Consider the following 22,266-nt stretch of genomic DNA (forward strand, 5'->3'; position numbering starts at 1 on the left):
GGCGGGGGCAGCCGATGTCCGTCAGGTGACGGCGGCGACGTGCTGTCGATCTCCCGCGGAGCGCCTAGTACGGGCCCGGGCGGCGCAGGCGGAGTCCGACGAACGCCAGGGCGAGACCGAGGCCGATCAGCATCAGCCCGCTGCCCAGCGGCAGGATCCGCAGGACCGGGCCGGCGGGGCGGTCGGCGCGGGCGGCGGCGGCCTCCCGTACGGGCGGTTCCGCCGGAGCGGTGGGCGGCGGAAGGGCCGCGCGGGACGCCTCGGGCGCGGCGGTGCGCTCAGCGGCCTCCGGCTCCTCCTCGGTGCTCTCCGGCCGCCCCGGCCGCTCCCGCCCCTCGCCCGCGCGGGTCCCGGCCCGTGTGGGCTCCCCGGTCCCGGACGGGGCGGGCCGGGCGGACGGGGCGGCGACGGCCCCGGCCTCCTCGGCGTGGGTCCGCACGGCGTGGGACCGCACGGCCCCGTACGGTGAGACGACCGCGCCCGCCCCCAGGACGACCACCAGTCCCGTCGCCCGCAGTGCGCGTAGCCATGGAGTCACGGGGGTGACCCCCTCCCGCCGTGCCCGGTGGGGCAGAAACGGCAAGTTCGGTCATATCCAGGCCATCAGCCTCACACCACCCCGCCCCCGCGGCACTCCGGGTTCGGCCGACGGACGGAATCGCCGACGGGCGCCGGGGGCCCGGCGCTCACCCGGGAGAGGGAACGGGCCCGGGGCGGAGCAACCCGGCGCCCGGGCGGCACGTCTCCCCGGACACGGTGGATCAGCCTCACCCGGGGGCACCACACAGGTGAGGTGCAGGCGTGCGAGAGAATGGCGGCATGGAGATGCCGAGGAACGAAAGGTCGCCGGAGAACCCGCAGATCCTGGTGGTCGGCCAGGACGGCATGGCGCTCGGTGGCGGCAACGGAGACGACGACTCCCGCGAGACCCCGGTGACGGAGATGGTGGAGCAGCCCGCCAAGGTCATGCGGATCGGCAGCATGATCAAGCAGCTGCTGGAGGAAGTGCGCGCGGCTCCCCTGGACGAGGCCAGCCGGGTCCGGCTCAAGGAGATCCACGCCAGCTCGGTGAAGGAGCTGGAGGACGGTCTGGCGCCCGAGCTGGTCGAGGAACTGGAGCGGCTCTCCCTGCCCTTCACGGACGAGGCGACCCCGAGCGACGCGGAACTGCGCATCGCGCAGGCCCAGCTGGTCGGCTGGCTGGAGGGGCTCTTCCACGGGATCCAGACGACGCTGTTCGCCCAGCAGATGGCGGCCCGCGCCCAGCTGGAGCAGATGCGCCGCGCCCTCCCGCCCGGCGTCGGCGGCGACGGCCCCGACGAGCAGCAGCTCGGCGGCCGCTCCGGCGGCCCGTACCTGTAGACCCCGGCGGAGCTCCACGGACACGAGGGCCCGGCGGCAGGAGCCGCCGGGCCCTTCCTCATGTCCGTACCGCCCGGGCCGTCAGGACGGCGGGTTGCCCGTCGAGACGTTGAGCTCGATCGTCGGCATGTCGTCCGGGTCGACGTCGGTGCCCTTGGACGGGAACTGGTTCATCACCGTGCCCTGGCCATAGGTGTTCTCGTCGACGTCCTTGGTGTCGATCTGCCAGCCGGCCGCCTGGGCGCAGGCCTTGACCGACTGGATGTTCTTGAACTTGAAGTCCGGGATCTCGATCTTCTCGGGGTCGTTGTACGACTCCTGCGGCTCGGTGCACTCCGTCGCCTCGATCGTCTTCGTCGGGTCCGGACCCCGGTAGCCGGGCTTCTTCTCCGCGGAGGCCGACGCGCTCGCGCTGCCGCTGCCACCGCCCTTGTCGTCCTCGCTGCCGCCGTTGAGGAGCAGCGCCGTGACGAGGCCGCCGACCGCGACCACGGACACGATGACCGAGCCGATGATCACCGGCTTGTTGCTCCGGCCGCCGCCCGAGGGCGCGGACCCGGACTGGGGCGTCAGGTTGTACGGCGGCGGGGTCGACGGCCCGGGCTGCGGGGAGTACGCGGCCGGGTTCGGCGTCTGGTAGCCGCCCTGCTGCGGATAGCCGTAGGCCGGGGACGGGGTGGGCGTGCCGTACGGGTTCGGCGGCGGGGTCGGCTGGTACGGCGTCTGCACCTGGCCCGAGGGGGCCGGGGTCGCCTGGTCGACCGGCGGGAACACGGCCGAGCCGACGCCCGCGCCGCTCTGCGCCTGCGTACCCGGCACGATGCTCGGCGGCGCGGGCTGGAAGGACGCCGCCACGCGCAGGCACTCGCCGCGCATGGCCTCCGCGCTCGGGAAGCGCTCGTTCGGGTTCTTCTTCAGGGCGCGGGCGATCAGCGCGTCCACGGCCGGCGGCAGCGCCCGGTTGATCGTGGACGCGACCGGCGGCTCCTCCTGGACGTGCGCGTACGCGATGGCCAGCGGTGAGTCGGCGTCGAACGGCAGCCGCCCGGTGACGAGCTGGAACAGCATGATGCCGACCGAGTACAGGTCGGAGCGGGCGTCCACGCCACGGCCGAGGGCCTGTTCCGGCGACAGGTACTGCGGGGTGCCGACGACCATGCCGGTCTGCGTCATCGACGTCACACCCGACTGCATGGCGCGGGCGATGCCGAAGTCCATGACCTTGACCACACCGCGCTTGGTCATCATCACGTTGCCCGGCTTGATGTCCCGGTGGACCAGGCCCATCTCGTGGCTGATCTCCAGCGCGGCCAGCACGTCGGCGGTGATCTTGAGCGCCTTGTCGGCGGGCATCGCGCCCTGCTGCCGCACGTCCTCGTCGAGCACCGAGCCGAGCGGGCGGCCCTCGACGTACTCCATGACGATGTACGGCGTCGTCATGCCGTCGAGGGTGTCCTCGCCGGTGTCGAAGACCGAGACGATGTTGGTGTGCGTGAGCTTGGCCACGGACTGGGCCTCGCGGCGGAACCGCTCGCGGAAGGCCTGCTCCCGCCCGAGGTCGGTGTGCAGTGTCTTGATGGCGACCTGCCGGTCGAGCACGCTGTCGTACGCGAGGTGCACCGAGGCCATGCCGCCCTGGCCGAGCAGGTCGCGCAGCTGATAGCGGCCATTGGCGAGCGCCCGCCCCGTGTACTGGCCCTGTGCGCCGTCCTGGCTCATGTTCCCGTCCCCCGTAGCCCCTGCAGGCGCCGCCGACTGTCGCGTCGTTGATCCACACCGTCATTCCCGGCCAAGTCTGCCCCAGGGCACTGACACGTCAAGCTCGGTGCCCGTTCCGTGACCGTACGCGAAAGAAGCGTCGCGGAAGCGTTACAGGGGGCGTACGACCGGCACACGGAATTTGCACGACAGTGCCGGGTGAAGGTTTCATGACCCGTCCGTCTCGTGCCGGTCCTGGCACCCCGTCTCGGACCGGAGGCTTGCGCGGAGGCTGTAGCGTGGCCGACGGAGACCGTAACAACACCGCGCGCACCGCGGGCAGAAACGACGGCGAGGACTGATGGCACAGCAGCAGCGCGCTCAGGGCCCGTCCGACCCCGAGGCGACTGGCGGCGGCATGTCGGACGCGCCGGAGTCCTGGGGGAACGGCGGGCTGGTCGGGGACGGCCGGTACCGGCTGACCCACAGACTCGGCCGGGGCGGCATGGCCGAGGTGTTCGCCGCCGAGGACGTCCGCCTCGGGCGCACCGTCGCCGTCAAGCTGCTCCGCTCCGACCTCGCCGAGGACCCGGTGTCCAAGGCGCGCTTCACGCGCGAGGCCCAGTCGGTCGCCGGCCTCAACCACCACGCCATCGTCGCCGTGTACGACTCCGGCGAGGACTTCGTCGGCGGCCAGTCCGTGCCGTACATCGTCATGGAGCTGGTCGAGGGCCGCACCATCCGCGACCTTCTGCTGAACGCCGAGGCGCCCGGCCCCGAGCAGGCGCTGATCATCGTCTCGGGGGTGCTGGAGGCGCTCGCCTACTCGCACCAGCACGGCATCGTGCACCGCGACATCAAGCCGGCCAACGTCATCATCACGCACAACGGCGCCGTGAAGGTGATGGACTTCGGCATCGCCCGCGCCCTGCACGGCGCCTCCACGACGATGACCCAGACCGGCATGGTCATGGGCACGCCGCAGTACCTCTCCCCCGAGCAGGCCCTCGGCAAGGCCGTCGACCACCGCTCAGACCTGTACGCCACGGGCTGCCTGCTCTACGAGCTCCTGTCGCTGCGCCCGCCCTTCACCGGCGAGACCCCGCTGTCGGTGGTCTACCAGCACGTCCAGGACATCCCGACCCCGCCGTCCGAGGCCTCCGACGCCTGCCCGCCGGAGCTGGACGGCCTGGTCATGCGCTCCCTCGCCAAGGATCCCGACGACCGTTTCCAGACGGCCGAGGAGATGCGCGGGCTGGTCCAGTACGCGCTGCAGATGCTCTACGACCAGGGCGGCCACACCGGCACCTGGAACACCGGCCCGGTCGACATGCACGAGGGCCGGCACACCCCCTCGGGCGGCTTCGCCGGCACGGCCGTGATGGGCCACCCCGGCGACGCCTCCGGCACCACGCAGATCGCCTCGCCCCTCCTGCCCGCGGGCTACGGCAACGGGGACGACGGCGGCTTCGAGGGGCAGGGCAGCCGGGGCAGCGGCCGCGGCAGGCTGTGGATCCTCGCCGTGCTCGCGGTGATCGCCGTCGCCGCGGGTGTCGCCCTGGCCCTGCAGAACACCGGCGACGGCAAGGACGACCCGAGCAAGAAGCAGTCGCCGACCTCCTCGCAGACGGCCGAGGAGAAGAAGCCCAGCAAGACGCCGAGCGACGAGGCGACCGACGAGCCGACCGGCACGTCCACGGACGACGGCACCGGCACGGGCAACGGCAACGGCAACTGGACGCCGTCGTACACCCCGTCCTACACCCCGTCGCAGAGCGCCCCGCAGTCGCCCACCGGCGAGCCGACGGACGAGCCGACCACCGAGGAGCCCACCGGCGAGCCGACCGGCGAGGAGCCCACGGACCCGGGGGAGACGCCGACGGGCGACACGGCCGGCGGCACCGACGCGGGCACCACGACCGGAGTCGTCGGCGGCCCGGGCGGCGAGGGCGGCGGCTGACCGCCGGAAAAAGCATGATCCACGCGCGCGTGGGACCCGGAGACGGGCCCCACGCGCGCGTGCCGTTGGGGCACGCCCGGAAAAGGACTCTTCCCGTGACCTGGGTCACCGGGTTAACGTGCGGTAGCTCCGGCCTCCTGCAAGGCTGTGACCAGGGCTCCTTCACCGCCTTCTCGATTTACTTGGATTTCCAAGCAAAATCGCAGGTCAGAGGGGGTTTCACAGAAATGTGGCGCACTGGGTAACGTGCTCTCTGCAGGGCGCTCGCCGGGGCACCTGTCACGCCTGTTCCCGGCCGAGTGGCACCCACCCCGTGTCCCGTGGGCCGAGAACAGGTGAGCCGCACTGGCCTACCGGCAACCCCGGGGCCGGACCGACGGAGGAGCACACGTGACCGTGGAGAGCACTGCCGCGCGCACACCGCGACGCAGCGCCGGAAGCAAGGCCGGCACCACCGGCACCAAGCGCACCACCCGCACCACCGCCAAGAAGGACGCCGGCGCGAAGGGCACCGAGCCCCAGCTCGTGCAGCTGCTGACGCCCGAGGGCGAGCGGGTCAAGAACGCCGAGTTCGACAAGTACGTCGCCGGTGTCACCCCGGAAGAGCTCCGCGGCCTCTACCGCGACATGGTGCTCACCCGCCGCTTCGACGCCGAGGCGACCTCCCTGCAGCGCCAGGGCGAGCTGGGCCTGTGGGCCTCGCTGCTCGGCCAGGAGGCCGCCCAGATCGGCTCCGGCCGCGCCCTGCGTGACGACGACTACGTCTTCCCCACCTACCGCGAGCACGGCGTCGCCTGGTGCCGCGGCGTGGACCCGACCAACCTGCTCGGCATGTTCCGCGGCGTGAACAACGGTGGCTGGGACCCGGGCGGCAACAACTTCCACCTCTACACGATCGTCATCGGCTCCCAGACGCTGCACGCCACCGGCTACGCGATGGGCGTCGCCAAGGACGGCGCCGACAGCGCGGTGATCGCCTACTTCGGCGACGGCGCCTCCAGCCAGGGCGACGTGGCCGAGTCGTTCACCTTCTCCGCGGTCTACAACGCGCCCGTCGTGTTCTTCTGCCAGAACAACCAGTGGGCCATCTCCGAGCCGACCGAGAAGCAGTCCCGCGTGCCGATCTACCAGCGCGCCCAGGGCTTCGGCTTCCCCGGCGTCCGGGTCGACGGCAACGACGTGCTCGGCTGCCTCGCGGTCACCCGCTGGGCGCTGGAGCGGGCGCGCAGCGGCGAGGGCCCGACCCTCGTCGAGGCGTTCACGTACCGCATGGGCGCCCACACCACCTCCGACGACCCCACCCGCTACCGGGGCGACGAGGAGCGCCAGGCCTGGGAGGCCAAGGACCCGATCCTGCGCCTGCGCCGCTACCTGGAGGCCTCGCACCACGCGGACGAGGGTTTCTTCGCGGAACTGGAGACCGAGTCCGAGGCGTTGGGCAGGCGAGTGCGCGAGGCGGTCCGTGCCATGCCGGACCCGGACCACTTCGCGATCTTCGAGAACGTCTACGCGGACGGACACGCGCTGGTCGACGAGGAGCGCGCCCAGTTCGCCGCGTACCAGGCGTCCTTCGCCGACGAGGGGGGTAACTGAGATGGCCGAGAAGATGGCACTGGCCAAGGCGATCAACGAGTCGTTGCGCCGCGCTCTGGAATCCGACCCCAAGGTCCTGATCATGGGTGAGGACGTCGGCAAGCTCGGCGGTGTGTTCCGGGTGACGGACGGCCTGCAGAAGGACTTCGGCGAGAGCCGCGTCATCGACACCCCGCTCGCCGAGTCGGGCATCGTCGGCACCGCGGTCGGCCTGGCCCTGCGCGGCTACCGCCCGGTGGTGGAGATCCAGTTCGACGGCTTCGTCTTCCCCGCGTACGACCAGATCGTCACGCAGCTCGCGAAGATGCACGCCCGCTCGCTGGGCAAGGTCAAGATGCCCGTCGTCGTACGCATCCCCTACGGCGGCGGCATCGGCGCGGTCGAGCACCACTCGGAGTCCCCCGAGTCGCTCTTCGCGCACGTGGCGGGCCTGAAGGTGGTCAGCCCGTCGAACGCGTCGGACGCCTACTGGATGATGCAGCAGGCCATCCAGAGCGACGACCCGGTGATCTTCTTCGAGCCCAAGCGCCGCTACTGGGACAAGGACGAGGTCAACACGGAGGCCATCCCGGGCCCGCTGCACAAGGCCCGGGTGGTCCGCGAGGGCACCGACCTGACCCTGGCCGCCTACGGCCCGATGGTGAAGCTCTGCCAGGAGGCCGCCGACGCGGCCGCCGAGGAGGGCAAGAGCCTGGAGGTCCTGGACCTGCGCTCGGTCTCCCCGCTCGACTTCGACTCGGTCCAGGCCTCGGTGGAGAAGACCCGCCGCCTGGTCGTCGTCCACGAGGCGCCGGTGTTCTTCGGCTCGGGCGCGGAGATCGCCGCCCGGATCACGGAGCGCTGTTTCTACCACCTCGAGGCCCCGGTGCTCCGGGTCGGCGGCTACCACGCCCCGTACCCGCCGGCCCGCCTGGAGGAGGAGTACCTGCCGAACCTGGACCGGGTACTGGATGCCGTCGACCGCTCGCTGGCGTACTGAGGAGAGGGTCGTGACGACGATGACGGAAGCGTCCGTGCGCGAGTTCAAGATGCCCGACGTGGGCGAGGGGCTCACGGAGGCGGAGATCCTCAAGTGGTACGTCCAGCCCGGTGACACGGTCACGGACGGCCAGGTGGTGTGCGAGGTCGAGACGGCGAAGGCGGCCGTCGAGCTGCCCATCCCCTACGACGGCGTGGTCCGGGCGCTGCACTTCCCGGAGGGCACCACTGTCGACGTGGGCACGTCGATCATCGCGGTCGACGTGAGCGGCGGTGCCGCCCCCGCGCCCGCCGACGAGCCGCAGCCGGAGGCCACCGAGGCCACCGAGGCCACCGTGGCCGCGGCCGAGCCGGAGTCCGCAGGATCCGGCCGCCAGCCGGTCCTCGTCGGCTACGGGGTGGCGACCTCCTCCACCCGCCGGCGCCCCCGCAAGGGCCCCGAGGTCCCGGTCCAGCAGGCCTCGACGGCGATCCACACGGAGCTGAACGGCCACGCGCCGGCGGTCCAGGCCCAGGCACCGGCCGTCCCGGCTCCGGCCGGTGCGGACCGTCCGCTGGCCAAGCCGCCGGTCCGCAAGCTGGCCAAGGACCTGGGCGTCGACCTGACGACGGTCGTCCCGACCGGCCCGGACGGCATCATCACCCGCGAGGACGTGCACGCGGCCGTGGCAGCGGCCGCCCCCGAGGCACCGGAGCCGGCGCCCACGCCCGCCCCGGCCGCCGCCCCGGCCTCGTACGACACCGCGCGCGAGACCCGCGTCCCGGTCAAGGGCGTCCGCAAGGCGACGGCGGCGGCGATGGTCGGCTCGGCGTTCACCGCGCCGCACGTCACGGAGTTCGTGACGGTCGACGTGACGCGCACGATGAAGCTGGTCGAGGAGCTGAGGCAGGACAAGGAGTTCGCGGGCCTGCGCGTGAACCCGCTCCTGCTGATCGCCAAGGCGCTCCTGGTCGCGATCAAGCGCAACCCGGAGATCAACGCGTCCTGGGACGAGGCCGCCCAGGAGATCGTGGTCAAGCACTACGTGAACCTGGGCATCGCGGCCGCGACCCCGCGCGGCCTGATCGTGCCGAACATCAAGGACGCCCACGCCAAGACGCTGCCGCAGCTGGCGGAGTCGCTGGGCGAGCTGGTGGCGACGGCCCGCGAGGGCAGGACGTCCCCGGCGGCCATGCAGGGCGGCACGGTGACGATCACCAACGTCGGCGTCTTCGGCGTCGACACGGGCACGCCGATCCTGAACCCGGGCGAGTCCGCGATCCTCGCGGTCGGGGCGATCAAGCTCCAGCCGTGGGTCCACAAGGGCAAGGTGAAGCCGCGTCAGGTCACCACGCTGGCCCTCTCCTTCGACCACCGCCTGGTCGACGGCGAGCTGGGCTCGAAGGTCCTGGCCGACGTGGCGGCGATCCTGGAGCAGCCCAAGCGGCTCATCTCCTGGGCGTAGCCGGCGCACACGAGGAAGGGGGCTCACCGCCGCCGGCGGTGAGCCCCCTTTCCGTTGGGCGGTCCTACTTGGTGAAGCCGTAGTTGAGCAGCTTCGTCGCGTCCGACTTGCGCGTGGTCCCGTTGGTCGAGGAGAGGACCGTGCCGATGACCGTCTTGCCGTTGCGGGTGGCGGCGAAGACCAGGCAGTACCCGGCCTCCGGGCCGGAACCGGTCTTCACACCGATCGCGCCCGTGTAGCTGCTGAGCAGCGGGTTGGTGTTCTCCCACGGGGCCATCGTCCGCGTGCCGCCGGACTTGGTGGTCGTCTTCGCCGTGTACTTCTTCGTCTTGACGACCGTGCGGAACGTGGAGTTCTTCATCGCCGCGCTGGCGAGCTTCGTCAGGTCGCGCGGTGTGGAGTAGTTGGCGCCCTTGCCGATGCCGTCGAACGAGTCGAAGTGGGTGTTCTTCAGACCCAGGTTCTTGGCGGTGGTGTTCATCTTGCCGATGAACGACTTCACGCGCGCGGAGCGCGTCGAGCCCGAGCCGAACTTGTCGGCCAGCGCGTACGCCGCGTCGCAGCCCGACGGCAGCATCAGCCCGTACAGCAGCTGGCGGACGGTGACCTTGTCGCCGACGATCAGCTTGGCGTTGGACGCCCAGTTGTTGTCGACGATGTAGTCGCTGTACGCCTTCTGGACCGTGACCTTGCTGTCCAGGTTGAGGTTCGACTGCTTCAGCACCACCAGGGCGGTCATGATCTTGGTGGTGGAACCGGTCGAGCGGCGGGTGTCGGCCGCCTTGGTGTAGAGCGACTTGCCGGTCGCGTTGTTCATCACGTAGCCGCCCTTGGCGGCGATCGAGGGCGTGGCGGCGGCCTGCGCCTGCGTGGTGGTGAGGGCTCCGGTCGCGAGCATGGCGCCGGTGGTCACGGCGACGGCCGCGGCTCTGCGGAAACGGGTGCCCTTAATGCCGGTTATCAAGTCAGATACCCCGATTGCGTTGAATGCCCCAACGGTGCGGCCGAGTTGAGGACGAGGAGAAAGGGGCCGCACGTGTCTGACTCGTAAGTAGCACAGTTGGTTGTGCCCACACCGCGCGGGACCCCTGCTTTGCCACAGATGTGTGACATACGCGTCCGGATCCTGGACGGGTGCATCCATGCACACCTGTTGTATCTATGCTGTCCGCATGACCCTGGCCGTGAAGCAACCCCCCGCCGCCGACCGCGTCTACACCCACGTCAAACAGGGCGTCCTGGAGCGCCGCTACGAGGGCGGGACCCTCCTCACCGAGGGCGAGCTGGCCGAGGCCGTCGGGGTCTCGCGCACCCCCGTGCGCGAGGCGCTGCTCCGGCTGCAGGCCGAGGGTCTGATCCGGCTCTACCCCAAGAAGGGCGCCCTGGTCCTGCCCGTCTCCGCCCAGGAGATCGCCGACGTGGTCGAGACCCGGCTGCTCGTCGAGGAGCACGCGGCGCGCAAGGCCGTGCCCGCGCCCCCCGGACTCATCCAGCGCCTGGAGGAGCTGCTGGCCCGGCAGAAGAAGCAGGCCGCCGCCGGAGACCTCGCCGGGGCCGCCGTCACCGACCGCTGCTTCCACGCCGAGATCGTCCGCAGCGGCGGCAACGAGATCCTCTCCCGCCTCTACGACCAGCTGCGCGACCGCCAGTTGCGCATGGGCGTGGCCGTGATGCACTCCCACCCCGACCGCATCGCCAAGACCCTCGCCGAGCACGAGGAGATCCTCGACGCGCTGCGCGCGGGGGACGCCGAGGCGGCCGTCGGGCTCGTCCACCGGCACGTCGGCTGGTTCTCCCACCTGGCCCGGGGGGAGGTCCGATGAGCTCGGCGGCGCTGCCGGGCGATCCTCCCCCGAAGGGGGCACCCCCAGGCGGACGGCGGGCCCTGGCCGTCTGGGGTGTCGGCGTCTCGGTCTACTTCGTCGCGGTCATCTTCCGCACCTCCCTGGGCGTGGCCGGCCTGGACGCCGCCGACCGCTTCCACGTCAACGCCTCGGCGCTGTCGACCTTCTCCATCCTCCAGCTGCTGGTCTACGCGGGCATGCAGATACCCGTCGGCCTGCTCGTCGACCGGCTCGGCACCAAGAAGGTGCTCGCGCTCGGCGCGGTGCTGTTCACGGCCGGGCAACTGGGCTTCGCGTTCTCCCCGTCGTACGGCATGGCGCTCGCCTCGCGGGCGCTGCTCGGCTGCGGTGACGCGCTGACGTTCATCAGTGTGCTGCGGCTGGGCACCCGGTGGTTCCCGGCCCGGCGCGGGCCGCTCGTCGCCCAGTTCGCGGGGCTGGTGGGCATGGCGGGCAACCTGGTCTCCACGCTCGTGCTGGCCCGGCTGCTGCACGGCGTCGGCTGGACCGCGGCCTTCGCGGGCAGCGCCGCCGCGGGGGCCGTGGTGTTCGCGCTGGTCCTGCTGTTCCTCAAGGACCACCCGGAGGGCCACGCGCCGGAGCCGGTGGCGCACCGGGGCACGGCCTACGTACGGCGTCAGATCGCCGCCTCCTGGCGGGAACCCGGGACGCGGCTGGGCCTGTGGGTGCACTTCACGACCCAGTTCCCGGCGATGGTGTTCCTGCTGCTGTGGGGCCTGCCGTTCCTGGTCGAGGCGCAGGGGCTGTCCCGGGCGACGGCCGGTGAACTCCTGACGCTGGTGGTGCTGTCCAACATGGCCGTCGGGCTGGTCTACGGCCAGATCGTCGCCCGGCACCACGGGGCCCGGCTGCCGCTCGCGCTCGGCACGGTCGGCACGACGGCGGCCGCGTGGGCGGCGACGCTGTTCCACCCCGGGCCGCACGCCCCCATGTGGCTGCTGGTCGTGCTGTGCGTGGTGCTCGGGGCGTGCGGGCCGGCGTCGATGATCGGCTTCGACTTCGCCCGCCCGGCGAACCCGCCCGAGCGGCAGGGCACGGCCTCCGGCATCACCAACATGGGCGGCTTCGTGGCCTCCATGACCACGCTGTTCGCGATCGGCGTGCTGCTGGACGCCACCGGCGACGACTACACGGTGGCCTTCTCCGCCGTCTTCGTGCTGCAGGCGCTCGGCGTCACGCAGATCCTGCGGCTGGGCAGGCGGGCGGCGCGGCGGGAGCGGGAGCGGCTGGTGGCGAGCCGCGTGGAGACGGTGCACGTGCCGGCGTAGCCGTCGGGTCAGCGGGCCGCCACGGGCACGAGGGTGAGGTACGCGAGCCCGAGGACGCCGCGGTAGGTGAGCCAGGCGGAGCGGTGGCGGTCCGCGCGCTGCCGGGTCTCCGCGGCCCGGGGGTGGTCCGGGTGCTCGGCGAGCCACACCTCCGTGTCCGCGAGGTAGGCCGACTCGAACTCCTCCCACTCGTCGAGGCTCGCGGTCTCCGTCCACTCCGGCCGGAACCCCGCCCGGATCGCCAGGTCGACGAGGGCCGGGAGGCCGGGGTGGTCGGTGGCGGCGGCGCCCGGCCACATGCGGGTCAGTTCGGACGGGGTGGGCGTGCGCTGCCAGAAACCCTCGCCGAGCAGGACACGGCCCCCGTCGGTGACGAGACCGCGCAGTGCGGCCAGTGCGTCGGGGAGCTGCTCGGCGAGGGCCTGGGCGGCGCCGACGCACAGGACGAGGTCGGCGGGGCCGTGGGGCGTGCCGGTGGCGGACTCCTCCAGGAAGCGGACCCTGGACGTCAGTCCGCGTGCCTCGGCGGCCTGCCGGCCGCGGGCCAGGTCCTCGGGGTCGAGGTCGACGCCGGTGCCGGTCGCCCGCGGGGTGGCGGCCAGGACGCGCAGCATGAGCTCGCCCCGGCCGCAGCCGATGTCCAGGACGGTGGCGGGGGAGTTGCCCGCGAGGCGTCGTACGAGGGCGTCGGCGCGGATCTCGGACAGAGGGCCGTGGAAGGTGAGGCGGCCGGTGCGGCGGGGTGGCGGGGTCATGGCAGGGCACGGTACGGCCGGGGGAGGGGCGGCGGCACCCGGTTTATCGGCGCCGGGTCCGGGCGCCGGGGTTTCGGGCGGGGTCCGTGCCCTGCGCGCTCGGCGCGACGAGATGCCGCCGCGCCCACCGTCCTCCGAGCGCTCGGCTCCGGCCCGGGGGATGCCGTCGCCCTGGCGGCACGACTGTCCGCGGCCGGGTGCGGCCGGTGCCGCCCGTCGACGGGTGGGGTCCGGGTCCTACTGGGTCACCGTGAAGTTCCGCAGGATCGCCGCGGTCAGGTCCGGGTCGCCCTCCGTCTTCAGGCGGTCGGAGACCGCTTCGGGCGTCACGCGGCCGCAGGCCAGCCGGACGTAGGTCTCCCAGTCGAGGGTGAGCGTGGCCGCCGGGCCCAGCGCCGGGGCCGTCTCCAGGGTGCCGCGGCCCTGGATGTCGACGCGGATCGTGCGCAGGAACTCGACCGGGCCGTGCACGTCGAAGACGATCGCCGAGCTGCGCGGCGCCTGCGCGTCCTCCGCCACCACGCGGGGCAGTTCACCGAGCAGCACGTCACGGGTGACGTGCGCGCCGGGGGAGTCGAGGTTGCCGGGCCGGCCGAGCGCCGTGCGCAGGTCCTGCTCGTGCACCCACACCGCGAAGGCGTGCCGGCGCATGGACTCCTCCAGGGTGAGATCCGCCCCGTGCGGCCCGCGCACCTTCGTGCCCGGGTCACGCGAGTCGTTGCGCAGCTGGCGGTTGCGGCGGATGATCACGTACTCCAGCTCGGAGGTCATCTCCGGCGCCGTGTGGTGGCGGCGGACGTCGACCTGCATCTCCATGTAGCGCTGGTGGTCGTTCGTGACGTGGAACAGGTCGCGCGGCAGCGTGTGGATGGGGCGCGGGTCGCCGAGCATCTCGCAGTCCAGGCCGATGACATGGGACACCACGTCCCGCACCGACCACCCGGGGCACGGCGTACGCCGGTTCCATTCGGCCTCCGCGAGCGGCTGGACCAGCTCGGATATCGCTTCGATGGAGTGGGTCCAGGCGTCGGCGTAGGGCTGGAGGGTGGGATGCAGACTCACGGAACGGGACCCCTCGGCGGTCGGTGCACGGGCAGGTGATGGCGGCGTTGCCAGTGGGAGGTGGCGGCTGTCGGCGGGTGTCTTGCGAGCTAAGTTACGCTGCTGTGGGGCACCCCGGCAGTGCTTTCGTGTGACGATCGTAGGCCCGTGTGGACGGCTCGAATGCCAGGACGGTGGTAGTGTGCGCGCCTCTGTGATCCAGATCGCCGTAGACGAGGGCGAATCGGTCGAATCGCGCCGTCGGCGGGCCGCCGCGATGGTCCGGGAGCAGGCCGGCAGCGACCTCGTCGTCCTCCCCGAGCTGTGGACCACCGGCGCCTTCGCCTACGACGCGTTCGGGACCGAGGCCGAACCGCTCGAAGGCCCGACCCACGAGGCCATGGCCAAGGCCGCGAGCGACGCGGGCGTCTGGCTGCACGCCGGATCCATCCCCGAGCGGGACCCGGACGGTCCCCTGTACAACACGTCCCTCGTCTTCTCGCCCTCCGGCGACCTGGCCGCCGCCTACCGGAAGATCCACCGGTTCGGCTTCGACAAGGGCGAGGCCGTGCTGATGGGCGCCGGCACCGAGCTGGTGACGGTGCGTCTGCCCGCGACGACCCTCGGCCTGGCCACCTGTTACGACCTCCGCTTCCCCGAACTCTTCCGCGGGCTCGTCGACGCCGGGGCCGAGACGCTCGTGGTGTCGGCGGGCTGGCCGGAGCGCCGCCGGTCCCACTGGTCGCTGCTGGCCCGGGCCCGGGCCGTGGAGAACCAGTCGTTCGTCCTCGCCTGCGCGACGGCCGGGACGCACGCCGGTGTTCCCCAGTCCGGCCACTCGATCGTGGTCGACCCCTGGGGCGAGGTGCTGGCCGAGGCCGGGGCGGACGAAGAGGTCCTCACGGTGGAGTTCGACCCGGCGAAGGTCGCGACGACACGGGAGCAGTTCCCGGCGCTGAAGGACCGGATGCTGGGACTCCGGCCGCCGCGCAGGCCCTGACCGGACGCCGCGCAGACCCCGACCGGCCGCCGTCCAGGCCCTGACCGACCGTCACGCCAGTCCCGACCGGCCGCCGTCAGTCCTCCCGTTCCTTCTCCGCCAGGTGGATCACGCACACCGCCACCGCGATCAGCAGCGCCGGATCCACGTCCTCGCGCACGACGTCCACGCCGTAGGTGTCCCGCACGGTCAGCCACCGGCGGGAGATCACCGCGAGCAGTTCCCCGTCGTACTCGACGGCGAACTCCCGGTCCAGGATCCTGCCGCTGACGTCCAGTTCGCTGCCGTCGGCCAGGGACACCCGGTAGTGGTTGCGCAGCAGGGACAGCCGTTTGCGGCGGATGGTCGCCAGCGGTTCCCCGGCCCGCTGCAGCACCATCGTGTCGCGCAGGGCGAGCATCTTCTGGTGGATGTCGACGAGGACGTGACCCTGGGCGTCCTTCAGTTCCCAGGTGTCGCGCAGCCGCAGGGCCTTGCCGTCGACGAGGAACACCTTGGAGCCGTGCTCGTCCTCGATCCAGTAGTCGTCACCGAAGCCGAGGAGCCGGTCGTACACGAGGAATCTCATGAGACCAGGGCTTCCCCGCCGCCGCTGCCGAAACGCCGCCGATAGGCCGACGGGCTGAGCCCGGTCACCCGCCGCAGCCGCGCCCGCAGGTTGGCGGCCGTCCCGAGCCCGCTCCGGGCCGCCACCACGTCCAGCCGTTCCTCACCCCGCTCGATCAGCCGGCAGGCCAGCGCCACGCGCTCGCCCGTGAGCCACGCCAGCGGGGTCGTGCCGAGCTGGGCGCGGAAGCGGCGGTGCAGCGTGGCGGGGCTGACCCGCGCGCGGGCGGCCAGGTCCGCCACCGTCAGCGGCTCGCCCAGCCGCTCCTGCGCCCACTGCAGCAGCGGCGCCAGCGACGCGTCCCGCACCTCGGGCACCGGCCGCTCCACGAACTGCCGCTGCCCGCCGTCCCGGTGCGCGGCGAACACCAGCCGGCGGGAGACGTGGTTGGCGATCTCCGCACCGTGGTCACGGCGCCAGAGGTACAGCCCCAGATCGAGCGCGGCCGCGCTGCCCGCCGCGGTGAGGACGTCGCCCTCGTCGACGAAGAGGACGTCCGGCTCCAGCAGCACCCGCGGGTGCAGCCGGCGGAAGGAGTCCGCCCAGCGCCAGTGCGTCGCCGCCCGCCGGCCGTCCAGCAGCCCGGCCTCGGCGAGCGCGAACGCGCCGGTGCAGAAGCTGACCACCCGGGTGCCGCGGGCGTGCGCGCGGCGGATGGCGTCCAGGACGGCGGGGACCCGGGGCACGACGTTGTCCGGCCGGCCCGGCACCACCAGCGTGTCCGCCCCGTCCACGGCGTCCAGGCCCGGGACGCCGCTCAGCGTGAAGAAGCCGTGGTTCATCCGGACCTCCGGCACGGGCGCGCACAGCGTCACCTCGTACAGCGGCCCCGGAAGCCGCAGCTCGGGCCGCGGCAGCCCGAACAGCTCGGTGGCCACCCCGACCTCGAAGGGGTTGGTGCCCTCGTCCACGATCACGGCGACCCGGTGCGGGCGCTGCGAGGATTCTTGCGACATGTGCGATTCCTAGCACTCGTGGCCACCGTACGGCACCCCGCAGGATCGGCTCATGACCCACGAACCCGTCTCCCTCGCCGACGCCCTGGCCTCCTTCACCGAGCGGTGGAGCCCCCGCATCGTCACCGCCGTCAACGACTACGACGTCCGGATCGCCCAGGTCGAGGGCGACCACGTCTGGCACGCGCACGACCACACCGACGAGTTCTTCCTCGTCCTCGACGGCGAGCTGCACATCGCCCTGCGCGAGCCGGCCGGCGAGCGCACGGTCGTCCTGCCCACAGGCAGCGTCTTCACCGTCCCGCGCGGCACCGAGCACAAGCCGTACGCCCCCGTGCCGACCGCGATCCTGATGTTCGAGCCCACCGGCACCCTCACCGTCGGCGACCGCCACGACGAGGTCCCGGACCACGTGGACGCCACGACGGGTCATCCGCTGGACCGGACGCCGGAGCCGGATGGCACCCTGGGGTCATGAGCGACTCCGTACCCCGACGCGTCCGCGTCCGCGCCCCCGAGCTGATCGGCAGGGGTGGCTGGCTGAACACGGGCGGGCGGCAGTACACGCTCGCCGATCTGCGCGGACGCATCGTCGTCCTGGACTTCTGGACGTTCTGCTGCATCAACTGCCTTCACGTGCTGGACGAGTTGCGGGAGCTGGAGGAGAAGCACCGGGACACGGTCGTGGTCGTCGGGGTGCACTCCCCGAAGTTCGCGCACGAGGCGGAGCACGGGGCGGTCGCCGACGCCGTGGAGCGCTACGGGGTGGAGCATCCGGTGCTCGACGACCCGGAGCTGGCCACGTGGAAGCAGTACGCCGTGCGCGCCTGGCCGACGCTCGTGGTGATCGACCCCGAGGGGTACGTCGTCGCCCAGCACGCCGGTGAAGGGCATGTGCACGCCATCGAGCGGCTGGTCGGGGAGCTGGAGGACGAGCACGCGGCCAAGGGCACGCTGCGGCGCGGCGACGGTCCCTACGTGGCCCCGGAGCCGGAGCCCACGGTGCTGCGCTTCCCCGGCAAGGCCGTGCCGCTGCCGGGCGGGACCTTCCTGGTGAGCGACACGACCCGGCACCAGCTGGTGGAGCTCGCCGCGGACGGGGAGAGCGTGCTGCGCAGGATCGGCGCCGGCACGCGGGGTTTCGCCGACGGGGCCGCCGGCACCGCCACGTTCAACGAGCCGCAGGGGCTCGCCGTCCTCGACGACGGGTCGGTGGTCGTCGCCGACACCGTCAACCACGCCCTGCGGCGGCTGGACCTCGCCACGGGCGAGGTCACCACCCTCGCCGGCACGGGCCGGCAGTGGTGGCAGGGCTCCCCCACCTCGGGCCCGGCCCGTGAGGTCGACCTGTCCTCCCCCTGGGACGTCGCCTGGTGGCGGGGCCGGGTGTGGATCGCCATGGCCGGGGTGCACCAGCTGTGGGCGTACGACCCGCGGGACGGGACGGTGGCCGTCACGGCCGGGACGACCAACGAGGGCCTGGTCGACGGGCCGGGCGACCAGGCCTGGTTCGCGCAGCCGTCCGGGCTCGCCGCCACGGACGAGCGGCTCTGGCTAGCCGACTCGGAGACGTCCGCCCTGCGCTGGGTGGATCCCGACGGCTCGGTCCACACCGCCGTCGGCGCCGGCCTGTTCGACTTCGGCCACCGGGACGGCCCCGCCGCACAGGCCCTGCTCCAGCACCCGCTGGGCGTCACGGCCCTGCCCGACGGCTCGGTCGCGGTCAGCGACACCTACAACCACGCCCTGCGTCGCTACGACCCGGCGACCGGCGAGGTGACGACCCTGGCCACGGACCTGCGCGAACCCAGCGACGCGGTGCTCGCGGGCGACGACATCGTGGTCGTGGAGTCGGCCCGGCACCGGCTGACCCGGCTGCGGCTGCCGGAGGAGGCGGTGAAGGTCCCGGACGTGGCCCACCGCACCCGGCGGGAGCCGACCGAGGTCGCCCCGGGGCGTCTTCGGCTGGACGTCGTCTTCCGGGCGCCCGCGGGGCAGAAGCTGGACGACCGCCACGGCCCCTCCACGCGCCTGCTGGTCTCCTCGACCCCGGCGGAGCTGCTGCGCGAAGGCGAGGGCGCGGGGACGGAGCTGTCCCGCACCCTCGACCTGAACCCCTCCGTGCCGGAGGGCGTGCTGCACGTCTCCGCGATGGCCGCCTCCTGCGACGACGATCCCGGCAACGCGTACCCGGCCTGTCACGTCCATCAGCAGGACTGGGGCGTGCCGGTCCGTCTCACCGCGTCGGGGACGGCCCGGCTGCCCCTGGTCCTTGCCGGGATGGACAGCTGATCCGGGGCGCGGTCACACCCCGTAGCCGTCGCTGTAGCCGTCGCGTGTGGGGCGCCGTCCGTCGTCCACGACCGACGTCGTGGGGGGCACCACCACGCGCCGGCGCCTGGCGATGCTGCTGAACGTCGTGACGCCGATCAGTCCGACGATCATCAGGATCACTCCGACCAGGTCGAGGTTGACCCCCTGCATGTCCCAGTCGGTCGCGAACGTGAGGATGGCTCCCACGGCGATGAGGATGATGCATCCGCCGAGGCCCATGTGTGTCGCCTCCCTGTACGGTCCGGTCGTTCCGGTCCCGCAACACCGGGTACCCCCGGGGCGAACACCCATGCGGTGAGGGGCCGTTCTACCGCTCCAGAAAAGCCGTCAGGGCGTTGGCCAGCAGGAACGGGTCGTCGGCGCCGCAGAGTTCGCGGACGCTGTGCATCGACAGGATGGCCACGCCGATGTCGACCGTCCTGATGCCGTGCCGGGCGGCGGTGATCGGGCCGATCGTGGTGCCGCAGGGCATGGAGTTGTTGGAGACGAACGACTGGAACGGCACGTCCGCCGCCTCGCAGGCCGCCGTGAACTCGGCGCGGCCCGAACCGTCCGTGGCGTAGCGGTTGTTGACGTTCACCTTCAGGATCGGGCCGCCGTTGACCCGCGGGTGGTGCGTCGGGTCGTGCCGCTCCGCGTAGTTGGGGTGGACGGCGTGGCCGGTGTCGGAGGACAGGCAGACCGTGCCGGCGAAGGCGCGGGCCCGGTCCTCGTAGGAGCCGCCGCGCGCGAAGACCGAGCGTTCCAGGACGTTGCCGAGGAGCGGCCCGTCCGCGCCCGTGTCCGACTGGGAGCCGTTCTCCTCGTGGTCGAAGGCCGCCAGGACCGGGATGGAGGCCGGCTGCGACGACGACGCGGCGACGGCCGCGAGGGCCGCCGTGCCCGCGTGCACCGACAGCAGGTTGTCCATGCGCGGGCCGGCCAGCAGTTCTCGGTCGCGGCCGAGGTAGGCGGGCGGCTCCACGGAGTGCGTCATCAGGTCCCAGCCGGTGACCTCGCCCGCGGGGATGCCGGCGGTCTCCTCCAGGAAGGCGATCAGGTCGCCGTCGCGCACGTCACCGCCCAGGCCCCAGACCGGCTGCATGTGCCGCTGCTTGTCGAGCTTGAGGCCGTCGGCCGTCACCGAGCGGTCCAGGTGGATGGCGAGCTGCGGGACGCGCAGCAGCGGCCGGTCCACGTTCACCAGCCGGGTCGAGCCGTCGCGCAGGGTCAGCCGGCCGGCGATGCCGAGGTCGCGGTCGAGCCAGGAGTTGAGCAGCGGCCCGCCGTAGATCTCCACGGCCACCTGGCGCCAGCCGTGCGCCCCGCTGTCGGGCAGCGGCTTGACGCGCAGGTTGGGGGAGTCGGTGTGGGCGCCGACGATGCGGAACGGCGTGTGCGGCGCGGCGCCCTCCGGCACGTACCAGGCGACGATCGCCCCGCCGCGCAGCACGTACTTGCCGCCGCTCGTCCCGTCCCAGGCGTCCGTCTCGGCGACCTGCCGGAAGCCGGCCTTCTCCAGCCGCTCGGCGGCGTTCGCCACGGCGTGGTACGGCGACGGGCTCGCCGCCAGGAAGGCCATGAGGTCGTCGGTGTGGCCGCGGTCGAAAGGGAGAGGTGCGCGCGAAGCGCTCGCTGCGGGGGCCGCGGTGGGAGACGGGCGGGCTGGTTCGGTCATGCATTCACCTTAACGACGGACGAGGGCCCGTTCCCGGTGTGGGGGAACGGGCCCTCGAACCGAGGACGTGGGGATCAGAACGCGGCCTCGTCCAGCTCCATCAGGTCCAGCTCGACGCCCTCGGCGACCTTGCGGGCCAGGGTGACGCCCGGCAGGACGTTGGCGGCGAAGAACTTCGCGGCCGCGATCTTGCCGGTGTAGAAGGCCTTGTCCCTGGCGGAGGCGGTCTCCAGCTTCTCGGCGGCGATCGCGGCGCCCTTGAGCAGCAGGTAGCCGACGACGACGTCACCGGAGGCCATCAGCAGGCGGGTGGTGTTGAGCCCGACCTTGTAGATGTTCTTGACGTCCTGCTCGGTGGCGGCGAGGTCGGTCAGCATCAGGCCGACGATCGCCTCCAGCTCCACGGCCGCCTTGGCCAGGTGCTCGCGGGCGCCCGCCAGCTCCTCGCCGCCGGTGCCGAGCGCCAGGAACTTCTTGATGTCCTCGGCGAGGGAGTTCAGCGCGGCGCCCTGGTTGCGGACGATCTTCCGGAAGAAGAAGTCCTGGCCCTGGATGGCCGTGGTGCCCTCGTAGAGGGTGTCGATCTTGGAGTCCCGGATGTACTGCTCGATCGGGTACTCCTGCAGGAAGCCCGAGCCGCCGAAGGTCTGCAGCGACTGGGCGAGCAGCTCGTAGCCCTTCTCGGAGCCGTAGCCCTTGACGATGGGCAGGAGCAGGTCGTTCAGCGCGTGCTCGGTGGAGGCGTCCTCGCCGGCGGCCTCCTTGATCTGGATGGCGTCCTGGATCGAGGCGGTGTACATCACCAGGGCGCGCATGCCCTCCGCGTACGCCTTCTGCGTGATCAGCGAGCGGCGCACGTCCGGGTGGTGCGTGATGGTGACCTTGGGCGCGGTCTTGTCCATGAAGTTCGCCAGGTCCGGGCCCTGGACGCGCTCCTTGGCGTACTCCAGCGCGTTCAGGTAGCCCGTGGACAGCGTGGAGATGGCCTTCGTGCCGACCATCATGCGGGCGAACTCGATGATGCGGAACATCTGGCGGATGCCGTCGTGCTTGTCGCCGACCAGCCAGCCCTTGGCGGGGTGCTTGTCGCCGAACGTCATCTCGCAGGTGTTGGAGGCCTTCAGGCCCATCTTGTGCTCGACGTTCGTGGCGTAGACGCCGTTGCGCTCGCCCAGCTCGCCGGTCTCGAAGTCGAACAGGTACTTCGGGACGAGGAAGAGGGACAGGCCCTTGGTGCCGGGGCCGGCGCCCTCGGGGCGGGCCAGCACGTAGTGGAGGATGTTCTCCGACATGTCGTGCTCACCGGAGGTGATGAAGCGCTTCACGCCCTCGATGTGCCAGGAGCCGTCCTCCTGCTGCACGGCCCTGGTGCGGCCGGCGCCCACGTCGGAGCCCGCGTCGGGCTCGGTGAGGACCATCGTGGAGCCCCACTGCTTCTCCGTGGCGATCTTGGCTATGTGCTTCTGGACCTCGTTGCCCTCCTCGAAGAGGATGCCGGCGAAGGCGGGGCCCGAGGAGTACATCCACACGGCCGGGTTCGCGCCCAGGATCAGCTCGGCGTAGGCCCAGATGAGGGAGCGCGGCGCGGTGGTGCCGCCGATCTCCTCGGGCAGGCCGAGGCGCCAGTACTCGGAGTCCATGAAGGCCTGGTAGCTCTTCTTGAAGGACGCGGGGACCGGCGCGGTGTTGGTCTCCGGGTCGAAGACCGGCGGGTTGCGGTCGGCGTCGGCGAAGGACTCGGCCAGCT

The 22,266-nt window shown here is 72.2% G+C and carries 20 protein-coding genes; 10 read left to right on the forward strand and 10 right to left on the reverse strand.

Annotated elements, in window-relative coordinates; genetic code table 11:
• Nucleotides 1-64: 64 nt before the first annotated feature.
• Nucleotides 65-538: a hypothetical protein gene (locus RIN80_RS18880; RefSeq protein ID WP_309096780.1), complete on the reverse strand. Its 474-nt coding sequence runs from the start codon at nt 536-538 to the stop codon at nt 65-67.
• Between the two features lie 281 nt (nt 539-819).
• On the opposite strand from RIN80_RS18880, the gene RIN80_RS18885 reads away from it, so the two are divergent.
• A complete protein-coding gene (locus RIN80_RS18885; protein ID WP_309096781.1) occupies nt 820-1,362 on the forward strand; it encodes a bacterial proteasome activator family protein in 543 nt (180 codons plus the stop codon).
• Between the two features lie 81 nt (nt 1,363-1,443).
• On the opposite strand, the gene RIN80_RS18890 is transcribed toward RIN80_RS18885, so the two are convergent.
• The gene (locus tag RIN80_RS18890; RefSeq protein ID WP_309096782.1) at nt 1,444-3,081 is read right to left on the reverse strand and encodes a protein kinase; all 1,638 of its coding nucleotides are present in this window, start codon (nt 3,079-3,081) and stop codon (nt 1,444-1,446) included.
• Nucleotides 3,082-3,421: 340 nt separating this feature from the next.
• Here RIN80_RS18890 and RIN80_RS18895 point away from each other — a divergent pair, with 340 nt between their 5' ends.
• From RIN80_RS18895 to RIN80_RS18910, 4 genes are all read left to right on the forward strand, one after another.
• Nucleotides 3,422-5,020 carry a protein kinase gene (locus tag RIN80_RS18895; RefSeq protein ID WP_309096783.1) on the forward strand — a complete coding sequence of 533 codons (1,599 nt, stop codon included), beginning with the start codon at nt 3,422-3,424 and terminating at the stop codon, nt 5,018-5,020.
• Nucleotides 5,021-5,410: 390 nt separating this feature from the next.
• Complete coding sequence (gene pdhA, locus RIN80_RS18900) at nt 5,411-6,613, forward strand: pyruvate dehydrogenase (acetyl-transferring) E1 component subunit alpha (protein WP_309096784.1); 1,203 nt, start codon at nt 5,411-5,413, stop codon at nt 6,611-6,613.
• Between the two features lies 1 nt (nt 6,614).
• A complete protein-coding gene (locus RIN80_RS18905) occupies nt 6,615-7,592 on the forward strand; it encodes an alpha-ketoacid dehydrogenase subunit beta (protein ID WP_309096785.1) in 978 nt (325 codons plus the stop codon).
• A 10-nt stretch (nt 7,593-7,602) separates the two neighbouring features.
• Nucleotides 7,603-9,036 (forward strand): dihydrolipoamide acetyltransferase family protein, encoded by a 1,434-nt coding sequence (locus RIN80_RS18910; RefSeq protein WP_309096786.1) that lies wholly within the window; start codon nt 7,603-7,605, stop codon nt 9,034-9,036.
• Between the two features lie 64 nt (nt 9,037-9,100).
• Here RIN80_RS18910 and RIN80_RS18915 read toward each other — a convergent pair whose 3' ends face one another.
• Nucleotides 9,101-10,000 (reverse strand): serine hydrolase, encoded by a 900-nt coding sequence (locus RIN80_RS18915; RefSeq protein WP_309096787.1) that lies wholly within the window; start codon nt 9,998-10,000, stop codon nt 9,101-9,103.
• A gap of 208 nt (nt 10,001-10,208) precedes the next feature.
• On the opposite strand from RIN80_RS18915, the gene RIN80_RS18920 reads away from it, so the two are divergent.
• Nucleotides 10,209-10,859, forward strand: a complete 651-nt coding sequence (locus tag RIN80_RS18920; RefSeq protein ID WP_309096788.1) for a GntR family transcriptional regulator — start codon at nt 10,209-10,211, stop codon at nt 10,857-10,859.
• On the forward strand, nt 10,856-12,169 hold the full coding sequence (locus tag RIN80_RS18925) for an MFS transporter (RefSeq protein WP_309096789.1): 1,314 nt from the start codon (nt 10,856-10,858) through the stop codon (nt 12,167-12,169). Before RIN80_RS18920 ends, RIN80_RS18925 begins: the two co-directional genes overlap by 4 nt.
• 8 nt (nt 12,170-12,177) lie before the next feature.
• Here the strand turns inward: RIN80_RS18925 and RIN80_RS18930 are convergent, their stop codons facing one another.
• Nucleotides 12,178-12,924 (reverse strand): methyltransferase, encoded by a 747-nt coding sequence (locus RIN80_RS18930; protein WP_309096790.1) that lies wholly within the window; start codon nt 12,922-12,924, stop codon nt 12,178-12,180.
• 237 nt (nt 12,925-13,161) lie between these two features.
• A complete protein-coding gene (locus RIN80_RS18935; RefSeq protein WP_309096791.1) occupies nt 13,162-13,986 on the reverse strand; it encodes a maleylpyruvate isomerase family mycothiol-dependent enzyme in 825 nt (274 codons plus the stop codon).
• A 181-nt stretch (nt 13,987-14,167) separates the two neighbouring features.
• Between RIN80_RS18935 and RIN80_RS18940 the strand changes: the two genes are divergently transcribed.
• Complete coding sequence (locus RIN80_RS18940) at nt 14,168-14,965, forward strand: carbon-nitrogen family hydrolase (protein WP_309096792.1); 798 nt, start codon at nt 14,168-14,170, stop codon at nt 14,963-14,965.
• Nucleotides 14,966-15,041: 76 nt separating this feature from the next.
• Here RIN80_RS18940 and RIN80_RS18945 read toward each other — a convergent pair whose 3' ends face one another.
• Both RIN80_RS18945 and RIN80_RS18950 read right to left on the reverse strand, forming a co-directional pair.
• Complete coding sequence (locus tag RIN80_RS18945) at nt 15,042-15,533, reverse strand: LURP-one-related family protein (RefSeq protein ID WP_309096793.1); 492 nt, start codon at nt 15,531-15,533, stop codon at nt 15,042-15,044.
• Entirely contained in the window at nt 15,530-16,528 is a 999-nt protein-coding gene (locus RIN80_RS18950; protein WP_309096794.1) for a helix-turn-helix domain-containing protein, read from the reverse strand. The genes RIN80_RS18945 and RIN80_RS18950 overlap by 4 nt, the downstream gene beginning before the upstream one ends.
• Nucleotides 16,529-16,580: 52 nt before the next feature.
• Between RIN80_RS18950 and RIN80_RS18955 the strand changes: the two genes are divergently transcribed.
• Nucleotides 16,581-17,006, forward strand: coding sequence for a cupin domain-containing protein (locus RIN80_RS18955; protein ID WP_309096795.1), 426 nt, complete (start codon nt 16,581-16,583; stop codon nt 17,004-17,006).
• On the forward strand, nt 17,003-18,820 hold the full coding sequence (locus RIN80_RS18960) for an NHL domain-containing thioredoxin family protein (protein ID WP_309096796.1): 1,818 nt from the start codon (nt 17,003-17,005) through the stop codon (nt 18,818-18,820). Before RIN80_RS18955 ends, RIN80_RS18960 begins: the two co-directional genes overlap by 4 nt.
• A 12-nt stretch (nt 18,821-18,832) precedes the next feature.
• Here the strand turns inward: RIN80_RS18960 and RIN80_RS18965 are convergent, their stop codons facing one another.
• The 3 genes from RIN80_RS18965 to RIN80_RS18975 form a co-directional block, all read right to left on the reverse strand.
• Nucleotides 18,833-19,081 (reverse strand): DUF6458 family protein, encoded by a 249-nt coding sequence (locus RIN80_RS18965; RefSeq protein ID WP_309096797.1) that lies wholly within the window; start codon nt 19,079-19,081, stop codon nt 18,833-18,835.
• A gap of 88 nt (nt 19,082-19,169) precedes the next feature.
• The gene (locus RIN80_RS18970) at nt 19,170-20,519 is read right to left on the reverse strand and encodes a M18 family aminopeptidase (RefSeq protein ID WP_309096798.1); all 1,350 of its coding nucleotides are present in this window, start codon (nt 20,517-20,519) and stop codon (nt 19,170-19,172) included.
• 74 nt (nt 20,520-20,593) lie between these two features.
• Nucleotides 20,594-22,266, reverse strand: a 1,673-nt coding sequence (locus RIN80_RS18975) for an acyl-CoA dehydrogenase C-terminal domain-containing protein (RefSeq protein ID WP_309096799.1), incomplete at its 5' end; no start/stop codon positions are given.

This window comes from Streptomyces sp., assembly GCF_031181705.1.
GTDB lineage: Bacteria > Actinomycetota > Actinomycetes > Streptomycetales > Streptomycetaceae > Streptomyces.